At 58.1% G+C, this 14,800-nt stretch carries 12 protein-coding genes and 2 tRNA genes; 4 read left to right on the top strand and 10 right to left on the bottom strand.

Annotated elements, in window-relative coordinates; genetic code table 11:
- Positions 1-25 precede the first annotated feature (25 nt).
- The gene (locus tag ACW9UQ_RS13935) at positions 26-763 is read left to right on the top strand and encodes a hypothetical protein (RefSeq protein ID WP_458931629.1); all 738 of its coding nucleotides are present in this window, start codon (positions 26-28) and stop codon (positions 761-763) included.
- Between the two features lie 90 nt (positions 764-853).
- On the opposite strand, the gene ACW9UQ_RS13940 is transcribed toward ACW9UQ_RS13935, so the two are convergent.
- The 10 genes from ACW9UQ_RS13940 to ACW9UQ_RS13985 all read right to left on the bottom strand — a co-directional run bounded on the left by ACW9UQ_RS13940 (position 854) and on the right by ACW9UQ_RS13985 (position 10,185).
- Positions 854-1,789 (bottom strand): lysophospholipid acyltransferase family protein, encoded by a 936-nt coding sequence (locus tag ACW9UQ_RS13940; RefSeq protein ID WP_458931630.1) that lies wholly within the window; start codon positions 1,787-1,789, stop codon positions 854-856.
- Positions 1,786-2,034 (bottom strand): acyl carrier protein, encoded by a 249-nt coding sequence (locus ACW9UQ_RS13945; RefSeq protein WP_458931631.1) that lies wholly within the window; start codon positions 2,032-2,034, stop codon positions 1,786-1,788. Before ACW9UQ_RS13945 ends, ACW9UQ_RS13940 begins: the two co-directional genes overlap by 4 nt.
- Complete coding sequence (locus ACW9UQ_RS13950; RefSeq protein ID WP_458931632.1) at positions 2,031-3,110, bottom strand: hypothetical protein; 1,080 nt, start codon at positions 3,108-3,110, stop codon at positions 2,031-2,033. The genes ACW9UQ_RS13945 and ACW9UQ_RS13950 overlap by 4 nt, the downstream gene beginning before the upstream one ends.
- A gap of 189 nt (positions 3,111-3,299) precedes the next feature.
- Positions 3,300-3,375, bottom strand: a tRNA-Thr gene (locus ACW9UQ_RS13955).
- A 111-nt stretch (positions 3,376-3,486) separates the two neighbouring features.
- Entirely contained in the window at positions 3,487-3,897 is a 411-nt protein-coding gene (locus ACW9UQ_RS13960) for a hypothetical protein (protein WP_458931633.1), read from the bottom strand.
- 17 nt (positions 3,898-3,914) lie between these two features.
- Positions 3,915-6,689, bottom strand: a complete 2,775-nt coding sequence (gene fdhF, locus ACW9UQ_RS13965; protein ID WP_458931634.1) for a formate dehydrogenase subunit alpha — start codon at positions 6,687-6,689, stop codon at positions 3,915-3,917.
- A gap of 33 nt (positions 6,690-6,722) precedes the next feature.
- Entirely contained in the window at positions 6,723-6,992 is a 270-nt protein-coding gene (locus ACW9UQ_RS13970; RefSeq protein ID WP_458931635.1) for a cupin domain-containing protein, read from the bottom strand.
- Positions 6,993-7,132: 140 nt separating this feature from the next.
- Entirely contained in the window at positions 7,133-7,540 is a 408-nt protein-coding gene (locus ACW9UQ_RS13975) for a hypothetical protein (protein WP_458931636.1), read from the bottom strand.
- The gene (locus ACW9UQ_RS13980) at positions 7,540-9,231 is read right to left on the bottom strand and encodes an NAD(P)H-dependent oxidoreductase subunit E (RefSeq protein ID WP_458931637.1); all 1,692 of its coding nucleotides are present in this window, start codon (positions 9,229-9,231) and stop codon (positions 7,540-7,542) included. The genes ACW9UQ_RS13975 and ACW9UQ_RS13980 overlap by 1 nt, the downstream gene beginning before the upstream one ends.
- Positions 9,232-9,318: 87 nt before the next feature.
- Positions 9,319-10,185, bottom strand: a complete 867-nt coding sequence (locus ACW9UQ_RS13985; RefSeq protein WP_458931640.1) for a LysR family transcriptional regulator — start codon at positions 10,183-10,185, stop codon at positions 9,319-9,321.
- 249 nt (positions 10,186-10,434) lie between these two features.
- On the opposite strand from ACW9UQ_RS13985, the gene ACW9UQ_RS13990 reads away from it, so the two are divergent.
- The 3 genes from ACW9UQ_RS13990 (at position 10,435) to ACW9UQ_RS14000 (ending at position 14,688) form a co-directional block, all read left to right on the top strand.
- Positions 10,435-13,881, top strand: a complete 3,447-nt coding sequence (locus tag ACW9UQ_RS13990) for a pyruvate carboxylase (protein WP_458931638.1) — start codon at positions 10,435-10,437, stop codon at positions 13,879-13,881.
- A 249-nt stretch (positions 13,882-14,130) separates the two neighbouring features.
- Positions 14,131-14,207, top strand: a tRNA-Pro gene (locus ACW9UQ_RS13995).
- A 79-nt stretch (positions 14,208-14,286) separates the two neighbouring features.
- Positions 14,287-14,688 carry a hypothetical protein gene (locus ACW9UQ_RS14000; protein ID WP_458931639.1) on the top strand — a complete coding sequence of 134 codons (402 nt, stop codon included), beginning with the start codon at positions 14,287-14,289 and terminating at the stop codon, positions 14,686-14,688.
- Positions 14,689-14,800: the final 112 nt, after the last annotated feature.

Consider the following 14,800-nt stretch of genomic DNA (forward strand, 5'->3'; position numbering starts at 1 on the left):
CATTTTTTGAAGACGGTTGAGAATTTTGTTTAGAACGCTCACAGCAACTGCAGCCCTCTGCTTCCCAAGTATATCGGCTGCGGCCGAGGCACTGGTAGATCTGACGCTGAACTACTATGCACGTGAGAATGTCAATGAAACTGACAATGACATCATTCAAGCCCTTGCCGGTATCACTCTGATCGAGCCGGATGGTGGTACACGCTGGACGCTGGGCGCGGGCATCCGCAACGAGTTTTTCACAAAGGAAACCCCTTACGATCTGGAGTTCGGAACTCTGCGGTATTGGACACGCGATACCGGCTCAAACGGCATCGGCCTTACGCTAAGAGCAATCGAAAACGAAGGCGCAGCGCTCGATCTGGCGGGGTTTGCAACCTATGAGCGGCAGTATTGGGGGCTGCGGGGTCTGGCTGGTTTGCAGGCGGTTACAGGGGATGCAAGATTTGCGGGCAAACGCCATGTAGGATTTTTCGCTCTTGGCGAAGCTTCTGTATATCCGACCGAAAACATCGCCCTGCGCAGTAGCCTGATCTTTGACGATATCGACATCCTTGGAACCGTCGCAGTTGAGATGAAGGTGCCATATGTCCCGATTTCGATCGGCATGGACTGGAGTGCTTCGCTGGATAACTACCGTGCTGATGAATACTACAACGACCTGACATATCGCATTCAGTATGTTCACAAGTTAGGAAGCATCCGTAACCGCGAACGGACACGGCCGATCCGAGCAATGGCACGGCCCGTGAACCCACTCTGAGTAGTTTTTATCGCGTCTGGCGGTCCCAATGAGTTTTGCCAGATCAATACAGGCGTGGCCCTGAATATAAAACCACCCAGAGATTGCCAATCAAATCTCAACTGATCTATCGGATGAACGAACTGAACTTTGACTAATGGCCCAACCAAGACATCTCCGCTGCACAGGATCTGGCACCCAGAAATCATCAAGCGACTTACGCTTAATGGCACGCGTACCCTTTGCAGAGACGATCTCGGGAACCGGGTGCTCAGGGCGCTGACGCATCAGAAATTGCCGAAAGGCTTCCCCCACAACTTCGGCGGACCCGTCCGGTGCCGCCTCATAGACAACCCGGATACGCCCCTCAGATGTAGCGTTAGATATGGCGAAAATAACCGGGACTTGCGCGATTTCTGCACAACGGAACAATCCATCAGACAAGCGCAAATCATGGCACAAGGAATACGGACGACGGCGGGTATCGTCGCTCATACCCATTACGAAGTTTCCTTTTTTTAGATCAGCACGAACCCTTAACAGGGTGCGATGATCGCTGGGGATCACCGCAACGGCTCGTGTAGCGCCAAACCGCAGGCCGTTGTGGAATTTTTTCTTAGCTGTGGGTGTGTCAACGATTAGTGACACGGAGCGCTGGCGCTGGCACGGATAGCTGAGGATCGCGAGGCTAAGACCCGCATGTACCGAAACTGCGATTGCCCCGCGCCCCTTTGCCAAAGCTTCATCAACCACCTCATTGCCAATCCAATCGATGGTCACCTGTTCAGGTGTTGGCGGGGAGGGCAGAAGGTAGGACAGCTTGTGCAATGCGAGCGACTGCCAATCGACCAGAAAACGGTTTGCGTGTAGGGCGCGACCGCGAAACAGCCAGGCGTTACGGATGATCAGATCCCAGGCCGTGGCTTTCTGCTCCGCATAGCTTTGCCCGTCAGAACGCCTGAGTTGGCGTTTCAGCAGTGCAGAGCCAAGGCCGCTTCGCCCCATACCCAGCAATGCGGACAGGGCCGAGGCAAAATGCCGGATCAAGCGGCCTCCTTAGCCGTTGCCACAAGGCCGATCACATCTGCAATGCTGACACAATCAGCGACGCTTTCCTCATCCAGCTCCAGCCCGAATTCATCCTCAAGCTTCATCACCATTTCCAAGCTTTCGAGGCTATCGAGCTTCAGCGTGTCTATGTCAGAGGCAATGATCTCTGCATCGGGAAGTGTGATCCGGCCATTGGTTACGGCGCGTATATGTCTTGCCACGGCTTGTTCGATATCAGTCAAAACGTCAGCTCCATCTTAATCTCTGTTGGAAAGTTGAAGACGCAGTCACCACGCCTATAGGTAACACGTTCGATCTGTGGAACCAGATCCACGCGGCTGAGGGTTTCGCAGAAGATAGTCCAGGCCCGCATTGAGATGGCCTTTCCCAGACAGACATGCGCGCCAATACCATAATAGTCCCGATGCTGCGGGCAGGCCGCCATTCCAAGGCTGTCATAATAAAGGCGCAACCGATCCCCTTTTTTGATCTGTTTCCCGGCAATATCTATGTCAGCCGCCGCAAAGCGATCCGCATACGGCACGCTGGTCCGCGCCATATCCGGGCTCCACTCAAACTCAGACAAGCGCTTGCCGGGGTTGCGTTCTGCGTCATGCAGGAACGAAACACCAAGCGCACCAATAATGGAATCGGCCCCGATAACCGATAGGGCTGTGCGCGTTACCGCCTCATGCCTTGGCATACGCTCCGACGTCTCTGATATAATCTCCGAGACGATTGCGTTGATACGGCGGCGTTTACCCAGGCTGAGATAACGATCGAATATCTGGGAAAGCGAGAATTCAGGCGTTCCCGTCTCGGCATCCACGCCGCTCAGCGCAAGCATCATATCACGCCCGGCCGGGTGGGTGACGGTGGTAACGAGGTTACCGCCACCGTCTTTCAGCAAATGTGCCAAACCTTCCTTCACACTGGTGCTGAACCGATCCAGTGCAGCAGGTGTGTTCTGCTTCAAAATCAACATCTGTTCACGACGTGCAGCGGCGAGTTCTTCTCCGCTCATCCCAAGGGCTATCGCGCCAAACATCTCGGTTGCGCCGGACAGGTCCACACCCGTCTTTTCTTCAATCACAGGAAGGATCTGGCGAAAGTCCAGAACCTCAACATCCGGATGGCGCAGCAATGTATGGATAACCTCGGGGGTGGCAGACATCCACGCGCCAAGCTCTTCAGACCATTCGATATCATCCAGCCCGGCATAGAACCTGGCACGGTCAGGCGCACCATGAATGCGCCGATGGGTTCTCGATATCGTAACTTCGTTCACACTAACAATCCCCGACGCCAACAATGCCATGTTGGTCTTTTGCTTTCAAGAACACCAAGCCCAGCCTCCACGGTATGCTCCTTGCCCAACAGGTCAAGAAAACCCCGCTGGCCATTCCAAAACTGGGTTGCGGCTGCTTTGCTCAAGGTTCAAGAATTTACACCAAGCATGACCAAAACGAAGTGATCGGGCGCACATTCTAAGAAATATGTTGGGAATTGGTGCCGGCAGAGGGACTCGAACCCCCGACCCCGAGATTACAAATCACGTGCTCTACCAGCTGAGCTATACCGGCACAATGCAGCGTCCAGACGCTGGCATGACGGGCCGTTTAGCACCGGTCTGCGGGGGTGGCAAGGCGGACATTGGCCGATTTGGAAATTTGTCTGCAATCGCCTTCGTTTTATCAGCCGGAAGTTGCTGAGAATAAATTTTCCAGCCGCAGATCCAGGCAGATTTTCATAAGGTCGCCCTGTGGCACCAACGCGCGCAATCTGCGCTGACCGCAACGTTTGTCCAACACAGCAATGGCGCGGATCAGCGGGTCGGCAGATGCAAGCATGTCGCCGATGCTCTCGCTAAGGCTGTCGAACAATGATTGCCTGATATCCCATCCAGCCGGACAGGGCGGTCCACCGGTATTTTCGTTGATATAGTGGGTGATATCCGAGAACGTGCATATGCGTTGACCATCAATTGTCAGCCACACCTCGCTGGCTTGATCATGCGCACGGCGGTAACGGGTTGAATGCACAGCTACACGGCCGCGCACCTGATCAGCAAAGCGATCCTCGATCCTTTTTTTAGCTGTGACCATTGCATACCGGCTCTGCGCTACTCCGCCGCAATCGCCCCGGCCGCCCGCACCCTGCAAGCGGAAAACTTGAATTCCGGGATCTTGCCATAGGGGTCAAGTTGCGGATTGGTCAGGATATTGGCGGCGGCTTCGACATAGGCGAAGGGCAGGAAGACCAGATCGGGGGCCACGGCACGATCAGCGCGAGCCATGATGGTGATGGTGCCACGCCGGGTTTCCAGCGCGATCATTTCACCCGGCGCGACGCCAAACGCCATCAGCGTTGCAGGATGCAACGAGGCATTCGCTTCGGGCTCCAGCCCGTCAAGCACGCTGGACCGCCGTGTCATGGACCCTGTGTGCCAGTGCTCCAATTGCCGTCCTGTGGTCAGGATCATCGGGTAGTCTTCGTCCGGCGTCTCAGCCGGTGCCGTGACCTGTGCAGGGGTAAAGCGCGCGCGGCCTTCGGCGCGGGGGAAGCTGTCACCAAACACAATCGCCTGACCCGGATCGGTTTCGGACAGCGACGGATAGGTTACCGCATCCTCTGTCGCCAGCCGGTCCCAGGTAATGTTGTCAAAGGACGGCATCACCTGCGTCATTTCGGCGAAAATCTCTTTCGGATGGGTGTAAATCCAATTCAGGCCCAAACGCTTGGCCAGATCGACGACAATTGTCCAATCCTCCCGCGCCTCACCAGGTGGGGGCAGGGCAGGGCGGCCCATCTGGACCTGACGGTTGGTGTTGGTGGCGGTCCCGGTCTTTTCCGCCCAGGCCGACGCAGGCAGGATGACATCAGCATAATTCGCCGTCTCGGTCAGAAAGATATCCTGCACCACCAGATGCTCCAGCTTTGCCAAAGCGCCGCGCGCGTGATCCAGATCAGGGTCTGACATCGCCGGGTTCTCGCCCAGGATATACATGCCCTTGATCTTGTCCGCATGGACTGCATCCATGATCTCAACCACAGTCAGCCCCGGTTCGGGCGGAATATCATGCTGCCACAGCCCCCGGAACAGGTCGCGCACTTCGCCGCTGGTCACCGGCTGGTAGTCGGGCAGCACCATCGGGATCAACCCCGCGTCCGAGGCCCCTTGCACATTGTTCTGACCACGCAGCGGGTGCAGCCCGGCACCGGGCCGCCCGACATGGCCACACATCAGCGCCAGCGAGATCAGGCAGCGCGAGTTATCCGTGCCATGGATATGCTGGCTGACGCCCATACCCCAAAAGATCATCGCCGCGCGGGCATTGGCAAAATCTCGGGCAACGGCGCGCAAGGTTTCGGCGGGGATACCGCACAGCTCGGCCATTTTCTCAGGCGCAAAGCCTTTCAGATGGGCCTTTTGCGCCTCCCAGTTTTCGGTATAGGCGGCGATATACTGGCGGTCGTAAAGTTCCTCTTCGACGATCACATGCATGATCGCGTTCAGCATGGCGACATCCGCGCCGGGACGGAATTGCAGCATATGGGTGGCATGCCGTTTCAGTGCCTGCGCCCGCGGGTCCATTACGATCAGCTTGCCGCCGCGCTTGGCGAATTGCTTGAAATAGGTGGCGGCGACGGGGTGGTTTTCGGCCGGGTTGCAGCCAATGACAATGGCACAATCCGCGTTTTCAATCTGATTGAACGTGGCCGTCACCGCGCCTGAGCCGACATTCTCCATCAGGGCCGCAACGGACGACGCATGGCACAGCCGCGTGCAGTGATCGACATTGTTATGACCAAAGCCGGTGCGGATCAGCTTTTGGAACAGATACGCCTCTTCGTTGGAGCATTTGGCCGAACCAAAGCCCGCCACGCTGGCCCCGCCATGGGTATCGCGCAGCCTGGCCAGACCGCCTGCGGCGGCGTCCAGCGCCTCTTCCCAGCTGGCTTCGCGGAAATGGGTCAGCGGGTTAGCGGGATCGACATTCAGGCCCTTCGGCGGCGCATCCTCGCGCCGGATCAGCGGCTTGGTCAGCCGGTGCGGGTGGCGCACATAGTCAAAGCCAAAGCGCCCCTTGACGCAAAGCCGGTTTTCATTGGCAGGCCCGTCCACGCCATCGACCCGGACGATTTGATCATCCTTGATCTTCAGGCTGATCTGACAGCCGACACCGCAATAAGGGCAGACCGATTGTACCTCGCGGTCAAAATCAGCGCTGTCGCCACGCTGCTCGGCATCCAATTCCGTGGCGGGCATCAGCGCGCCGGTGGGGCAGGCCTGCACACATTCACCGCAGGCTACACAGGTGGAGGCACCCATCGGATCATCGATATCAAACACAATCTCAGCATCATGCCCGCGCCCGGACATACCGATCACGTCATTCACCTGCACTTCGCGGCAGGCCCGGACGCACAGGTTGCAGTGAATGCAGGCATCCAGATTGACCCGCATCGCCACATGGCTGTCGTCCAGCAATGGCACCCGCGTCTCTTCAAGCTGGGGATAGCGGCTTTCGTCGACGCCCTGCTGGTCAGCCATCTGCCAGAAATGCGAGGATTTGTCGTGTGCCACGTCCCGCTCTGGCTGATCCGCCATCAACAACTCGACAACCCCCTTACGAGCCGTCTCGGCCCGCGCGCTGTCGGTGCGCACCACCATGCCGTCGGTCACGGGCCGGATGCAGGAGGCGACCAAGGTCCGCTCCCCCTCCACCTCGACCACACAAGCACGGCAATTGCCATCCGGGCGATAACCTGTTGCGGGCTTGTGACACAGATGCGGAATGACCAACCCGGTGCCATGGGCAGCATCCCAGATGGTGGTCCCATCAGGCACGGTAACCTGCTTGTCATTCAGGGTGAAAGTGACTTGCTGAGGCATCTCTTGGCCCTTGTCTTTCGGACGGTTCGACATTCACGCACCGCCCGATTTGATCTCAATTTCAAGAAAAGCGATTGGTCCGGCAGAGCCGTTGATGACATTGTGCGATACTCCGGCAGGGCGGGAATACGGTACATCTTTGGTTAGATTTGCTGTTGTTTCTGATCCATCATCATGAACGATCCGAAGCACCCCATCGGTCAATGGCAAGATAACATAGGGCAACTGGTGCACATGATGACCCGTCTCGTCACCCGGGCCGAAATCGAAACGATTCACGATGACACGTTCGTCATCAATCAAGATTGAATGCTGCGCAGTTGGCATTACCGTTCCTTACTCAAAGGTTTCATGATCAGCCGGACCGGTTTGGGCTGGGGCTGACCTGACCCGAGGGCCCTATTGGCAGGTGATATGTAGGCCTTAAGCATACCGCCCCTCCCTCAACCTGTCAGCGCAACGATCAGGCTGCCGATCAGCATGGAAGCGGTTGCGGGCACACCGAATGAACGCTCTGCCCGGCTGGTTGTGATGCTGTTCAGGACAAGGGACACCGCACTGATCCCGACAGGTAGCCAGATCAGCCAGTGCCAATCGGGGACCAGCCCAGTTTGGATCAGACCGGCGGATTTCAGAACGATCAGTGCAAGGAAGATGACCAAAAGGCCCTGAATGGCCGACCCGACGCGCATGGGCGCCGGCAGAACGCCAGTGTGCTTTCCTCCCATCGTCATATGTCCGATCGGCACGCCAAGCAGCAGCAACAGATGCAGGCCTGCGACAGCCGCTGCGGCGAGGCAGAACAACAGGCTGGCCAAGCCTGGAACCGAGGTCAGCAGTGCTTCTGGCATCATATCTCATCGCTGAAATGCTTCATGACCAGCCGGATCGGGTTCGGTGCGGCCTGACCCAGCCCACAGATTGAGGCATCGCCCATCAACTGGCACAACTCCTCCAATAGCGGCTGGTCCCAGCGGTCAGCCTGCATCAGCTTGACCGCCTTTTCGCAGCCCACCCGGCAGGGGGTGCACTGGCCACAGCTTTCGTCCTCAAAGAACCGCAGCATGTTCAGGGCCGCATCACGCGCGCTGTCCTGATCGGACAGAACCACGACAGCGGCAGAGCCAATGAAGGTGCCGTGTTCCTGCAACGTATCAAAATCCAAAGGCACATCATCCAGCGATGCGGGCAACAGCCCCGAGGATGGACCGCCCGGTTGATAGGCCATGAAACGATGCCCATCCGCCATCCCGCCGCAAGCGTCGATGATATCCAGGATCGTCGACCCGGCAGGCAAAAGCTTCACCCCCGGTTCCTTAACCCGGCCCGAGACGGAATAGCTGCGCAGCCCCTTACGCCCGTTTTTTTCGACTGAGGACAAAATTTCTGGCCCCTCACGGCAGATGCGCGCCACCCAATGCAGGGTCTCGACGTTATGAACCAAGGTAGGACGATCAAAGATGCCAACCTGCGCGACATAAGGCGGACGGTGGCGGGGCAGGCCGCGCTTGCCCTCGATGCTCTCGATCATCGCGCTTTCTTCGCCGCAGATATAGGCACCAGCCCCGCGGCGCAGGTCGATATAGCCGGGCGGTATGATCCCGGCCTCCTCCAACGCGCCGATCTCATTGCGCAGGATGGCCAGCACGGCGGGGTATTCGTCGCGCATATAGATAAAGCAGGTCTCGGCGTCGACGGCCCAGGCCGCGATCAGCATCCCCTCCAGCATCAGATGCGGGGTGCGTTCCAAATAGTAACGATCCTTGAAGGTCCCCGGCTCGCCTTCATCCCCATTGACGGCCAGATAGCGGGGGCCGGGTTCGGCGCGCACAAAAGACCATTTGCGGCCCGAGGAAAAACCCGCACCGCCCAGACCCCGCAGCCCGCTGGACAGAACCAGATCCTGCACCTCATCCGGTGTCTTCACGCCATCGCGGAACGCCAGCAAAGCGTCATAGCCACCTTCGGCGCGATACGCTTCAAGGGCCTGATACGCTGGCATATCCGTATGCGTCTGACCTGCGGAAATCGCTTCGGCCACCTTCACCGGGCAGGCGTGATCAACAAAATGATGCCCAACCTCGACCGTTGGGGCCAGATCGCAGCGGCCCATACAGGGCGCCCGCAGAACGCGGATTTCACCGCTGGTGTATTGCGCAGTCAAGTCAACCAGCAATTCCTGCGCCCCGGCCATCTCGCAACTCAGGCTGTCGCAGACGCGCAAGGTCAGGGCAGGGGGCATATCTTCGCCTTCCTTGACCACATCGAAATGCGCGTAAAAGCTGGCAACCTCATACACCTCGGCCTGGGCCAGACGCATCTCTTCGGCCAAAGCCCGCAGATGCGCCGCAGACAACCCATGATAACGGTCTTGGATCAGATGCAGAAACTCAATCAGCAAATCGCGCCGCCTGGGCCGGTCGCCCAACAACGCCTGCACCTCAGCCAGTGCAACATCGTCCAGCTGCCGCCCCTTGGGCGTCCCGCGCCCCTTGCCGCGCGCGGATTTCCAGACACCTTTGCGATCATCCAGTGGCACCATGACTGCCCCTTTCTCATGCTAGACAAACAGTATTGGTGCAAGATGCTGTGCGCAAATCGTTGTTTTAGAAGGCGTGATAACCTGAGGTTATGAAAGAAGGGCTTTCAGGGCTTTCCGCAATGCCCCATGTGTTGGCGGTTCAGGTTGCCGATCAGGCAGCAACAGGCCGATACCGTGACGGGCAACAGGTTCGGACAGGGTGATATGACACAGGCCAGGGGGCAGAGCGACATTCTCAATAAATTGACGTGGTAAAATACTGGCACTGGTGCCGCTGGCCAATGCCACCATGATGGCGGTCAGGGCATTGGTCTCCATCACCGGGGCGGGGGTGACACCGCATTTTGCGAAGACCGCATCAATAATCTGACGGTTCTGCATATCACGTGATAACAGGCAAAGCGGTAATTGCGCGGCAGCTGCCCAGGTAATACCTCCGGCGGTGCCGATCAGGCTGTGATGACCCAGCAGGCAGTACTCCTCCTTATAAAGCAGGGTTTCTTCAACACCAGGTACGGCTTCACCCCCGACATAAGAAAGCCCGGCACTTAAACTGAAATCCCGCAACCCCCGACGCACCGCCAAGGACGTAGCTGAAACAAGCTCTACTGTAACACCCGGATGCGCCGCACTCAGGATCGCAGGCACCCTTGCGGCAAAAGCCAACGCCGTCGGCACAACGCCCAACACCAGCCGCCCTGTCAAATTGCCCTTGGCTGCCGTAATATCCTGCCGCAGCCCATCGGCATCCTGTAACAAACGATGCGCCCATCGTAGCAAAATGCGCCCATCATCAGTGAACCCCTGAAACCGGTTCCCACGGTTTACGATGGCAACCCCGAGGTTTTTCTCAAGATTGCGGATGCGGGCAGAAAAGGCGGGTTGTGAGATGCCGCAATCAGCAGCAGCTGCTGCGAAGTGCCGGTGCCGCTCCAGCGCCGCCAGAACCTCCATATCGCGCAAATCGAAGATTGCCGCCTCCCTCAAAACTGCCGCAACTATCGCGGCGGAACTGGTCCAGCGCAATACTCTGCGAAAAGGTAGGATTATGGATATTTAAGGAACAGTGAAGGTGATTGCCCTGCGGCCCTTCATTGTTCTTCAAATATCCCTGCCAGAGGCATGGCCCAAAAGGGCCATTCGTTTGCGTGTTGCAACGCAACAAGAGTAAGGTACTGTTCCGCAACGATCCGGAGGGTGAAGATGGTCGAGTTTAAAAAAATCCTGATTGCCAATCGTGGCGAGATTGCCATCCGCGTGATGCGCGCGGCGAACGAAATGGGCAAGCGCACGGTGGCCGTCTTTGCCGAAGAAGACAAGCTTAGCCTGCACCGGTTCAAAGCTGACGAAGCTTACCGAATTGGTGAAGGGATGGGGCCTGTTGCAGCCTATCTGTCGATCCCAGAGATCATCCGGGTTGCCAGGATGTCCGGCGCGGATGCGATCCACCCCGGCTATGGCCTGTTATCCGAAAACCCGGAGTTGGTGGATGCATGTGCTGCGGAAAACATCGCGTTCATTGGGCCAAAAGCCGAAACTATGCGTCTGCTAGGCGACAAGGCCAGTGCGCGCCGGGTGGCGATTGAAGCGGGCGTGCCGGTAATCCCGGCCACGGATGTTCTGCCCGATGACATGGATCAGGTGCGTCGGATGGCAGATGAGGTCGGCTATCCCTTTATGCTGAAAGCTAGCTGGGGCGGGGGTGGGCGGGGCATGCGTCCGATTATGTCCGCAGATGAGCTTGAGGATAAGGTATTGGAGGGCCGGCGCGAGGCTGAAAACGCCTTTGGCAATGGCGAGGGGTATCTGGAAAAGCTGATCCAGCGCGCCCGGCATGTTGAGGTTCAGATCCTTGGCGATGATCAGGGCGGCATGTACCACCTTTGGGAGCGCGACTGCTCGGTCCAGCGCCGCAACCAAAAGGTGGTTGAACGCGCCCCGGCCCCTTATCTGAGCCAAGATCAGCGTGAGACCCTATGCGATCTGGGTCGCAAGATTTGCGCCCATGTGGGGTATCGCTGCGCGGGTACCGTTGAATTCCTGATGGATATGGACAGCGAGGAATTCTACTTTATCGAGGTTAATCCCAGGGTTCAAGTCGAACACACCGTGACCGAAGAAGTCACCGGGATCGACATCGTTCGCGCCCAGATACTGCTGGCCGAGGGCAAGACCATCGCTGAGGCGACGGGCAAAGCGTCTCAGGAGGACGTGACCCTGAACGGTCATGCGTTGCAATGCCGGGTCACAACCGAGGACCCGCAAAATAACTTTATCCCGGATTATGGCCGGATCACCGCTTATCGTGCGGCCAATGGTATGGGGATACGTTTGGATGGCGGCACCGCCTATGCGGGGGCTGTGATTACACGGTACTATGATTCTCTGCTGGTCAAGGTAACCGCCTGGGCCCAAACGCCCGATGCCGCGATTGCGCGGATGGACCGCTCCCTGCGTGAGTTTCGCGTGCGCGGGGTGTCGACCAATATCGCCTTTGTCGAGAACCTGTTGCGGCACCCAAGCTTTCTTGACAACAGCTACACCACAAAATTCGTCGATGACACGCCCGAGCTTTATACCTTTGAGAAACGCCGGGACCGAGCGACGCGCATCCTGACCTATATCGCCGACGTCACCGTCAACGGACATCCCGAGACACAAGGTCGGGCCAGCCCGCCTGCTGACGCGGCCAAGCCTGTCATCCCATCGCTGCGCAATGAAGAGGCCGCGCTTGGCGTGCGCAACCTGCTAGAGGCGCGCGGCGCAAAGGCAGTGGCGGACTGGCTCCTGGATCAAAAGGCGCTGCTGATCACCGATACCACCATGCGCGATGCACATCAGTCGCTTCTGGCGACGCGGATGCGATCCTATGACATGATCAAAGTGGCTGAGGCGTATTCGCATAACCTGCCGCAACTGTTCTCTATGGAATGCTGGGGCGGGGCGACCTTTGACGTTGCGTATCGTTTCTTGCAGGAATGCCCGTGGCAAAGGCTGCGCGATCTGCGCACCCGGATGCCCAACCTGATGACCCAGATGCTGCTGCGCGCCTCCAACGGTGTCGGCTATACCAATTACCCTGATAATGTTGTCATCAAGTTCGTCGATCAGGCCGCTAGCTCCGGCATTGCTGTGTTCCGTGTTTTCGACAGCCTGAACTGGGTTGAAAACATGCGCGTCGCCATGGATGCCGTGATCGACAGCGGTAAGATTTGCGAAGCGGCGATTTGCTATACCGGTGACGTGCTGGACCCGGACCGGGCCAAGTATGATCTGAACTATTATGTCGGCATGGCCAAGGAATTGCGCGACGCAGGGGCCCATATCCTGGGGCTGAAAGACATGGCGGGCCTGCTGAAACCGGCGGCCGCGCGCGTTCTGATCAAAGCACTGAAGGAAGAGGTCGGCCTGCCGATCCATTTCCACACCCACGATACCTCGGGCGTCTCCGCCGCCACCGTGCTGGCCGCAGCGGAGGCCGGGGCAGATGTGATTGACGCGGCGATGGACGCGCTGTCCGGCGGCACTTCGCAACCCAGCCTTGGCTCTATCGTTGAGGCCTTGCACCACACGCCGCGCGACACGGGCCTTTCGATTGAGGCGATCCGCGAGATTTCGGATTACTGGCAGGCCGCGCGAGTCAAATACACCGCCTTCGAAAGCGGCCTGCAGGCCCCCGCGTCCGAGGTCTATCTGCATGAAATGCCCGGCGGCCAGTTCACCAACCTTAAGGCCCAGGCGCGCAGCATGGGGCTTGAGGAAAAATGGCCGCTGATCGCCAGGACCTATGCAGAGGTCAACCAGATGTTCGGCGATATCGTCAAGGTCACCCCCAGCTCCAAAGTGGTGGGGGACATGGCGCTGATGATGGTCAGCCAGGGGATCACCCGGGCGGATGTCGAGGACCCGGATAAGGATGTGGCCTTTCCGGATTCGGTTGTCGATATGATGCGCGGCAATCTTGGCCAACCCCCAGGCGGCTGGCCCGAAGCGCTGCAAAAGAAGGTTCTGAAAGGGCAAGAGGCACTTAGTGTCCGTCCCGGTTCCATCATGCCGCCGGTCGATCTGGATGCCAAGCGGGCAGAGATTTCGCAAACGCTTGGCGGGGCCGAGATCGACGACGAAGATCTCTGCGGCTATCTGATGTATCCTAAGGTTTTCACCGATTATCGCACGCGCCACGCCGACTATGGCCCGGTGAGAACCCTGCCCACGCCGGTCTTTTTCTACGGCATGGAACCAGGCGATGAAATCGCCGCCGAGATTGACCCCGGCAAGACGCTGGAAATCCGATTGCAGGCCGTGGGTGAGGCGGATGACAAGGGGCAGGTGCGGGTGTTCTTTGAACTGAACGGCCAGCCGCGCACCGTTCGGGTTCCCGATCGCAAGATCACGGCTACTCAGGTCCGCCGCCCCGTCGCTGATGCAGCAAATGACGCCCATATCGGCGCACCGATGCCTGGGGTTGTCGCCTCGGTCGCGGTTGCTGCCGGGCAGAATGTCAAAGAGGGCGACCTGTTGCTGACCATCGAGGCGATGAAGATGGAAACCGGCATCTACGCAGAATGCGACGCCATCGTGAAGCAGGTGCATGTACAGGCCGGAGCACAGATCGACGCAAAGGACCTGCTGGTCGAATTGGACCGCTGATGCGTCCGCCGGTCGAGGCCTGGGGTGTCAGCGGTCCGCTGACACCGCTAGTTGGCGGGCATCGCAATACAGTCCTGAAAAGCGATGGCGATCGGCCCATGGTGTTAAGGATTGGGAGCCCTGATGTGTGAATTGAATGACCAGATGAACGCGATCTCACTGTTTTTGGCTCTTCAAGACATCGAAAGCACGCTTTGATAAGGTTTTGGGCTTTTCAATCGGCTCCGTCTTCGGTAGATCACCCTTCGTCGGGGCGTGGCGCAGCCTGGTAGCGCGACGGTTTTGGGTACCGTAGGTCGTAGGTTCGAATCCTATCGCCCCGACCAGCATTCATTTTGTGGGACGATTTCGGCCAGTAGTGGAATATGCTGTTGCTGAAACCACTTTTGGATACCGCTTACGGCAATGAACCTTACAGACCTGATATTATTGGAAAACTGTATCTGGGTTCTGAAAAAAGACACCAATGTTCCCGCTTACGACTTTGACTTTTCAAGGTTTTTCGATACCTCGCGGCCTTGGGAACGCCCAGAACAGCTGAGCGTGATAGGACGCTTTGGCGCGGCCAAAGACTACGCGTCGCATTACGCCACCCTGAAAGCCGACGGCATATCCTTGATAAACAGCCCGGAAATGCATGACCTTTGCAGCGAGCTGCCGCATTGGTATCCACTGATTAGAGAGCTGACACCGCGTTCGCGTTGGTTTGCGAAGCCACCAAGGGGTCGAATGCCGGACGGGGCAGAATCCTACGCTAAGGCCATAGCGGCCTTTCACGCTCAGCGCAGAGAATGGCCGGAAAGATGAAGATTTTCTGATGCGGGCCAGGGTGCGCGGTTTCGGCTTGGCCTGAGTGTGGTCCGCGTTGGAAAATCTCTCAGGGAGGAAGCTGCGGGGGCTGGGCGGTGTCTATGGGGAA

Source organism: Halovulum sp. GXIMD14793, from assembly GCF_054457435.1.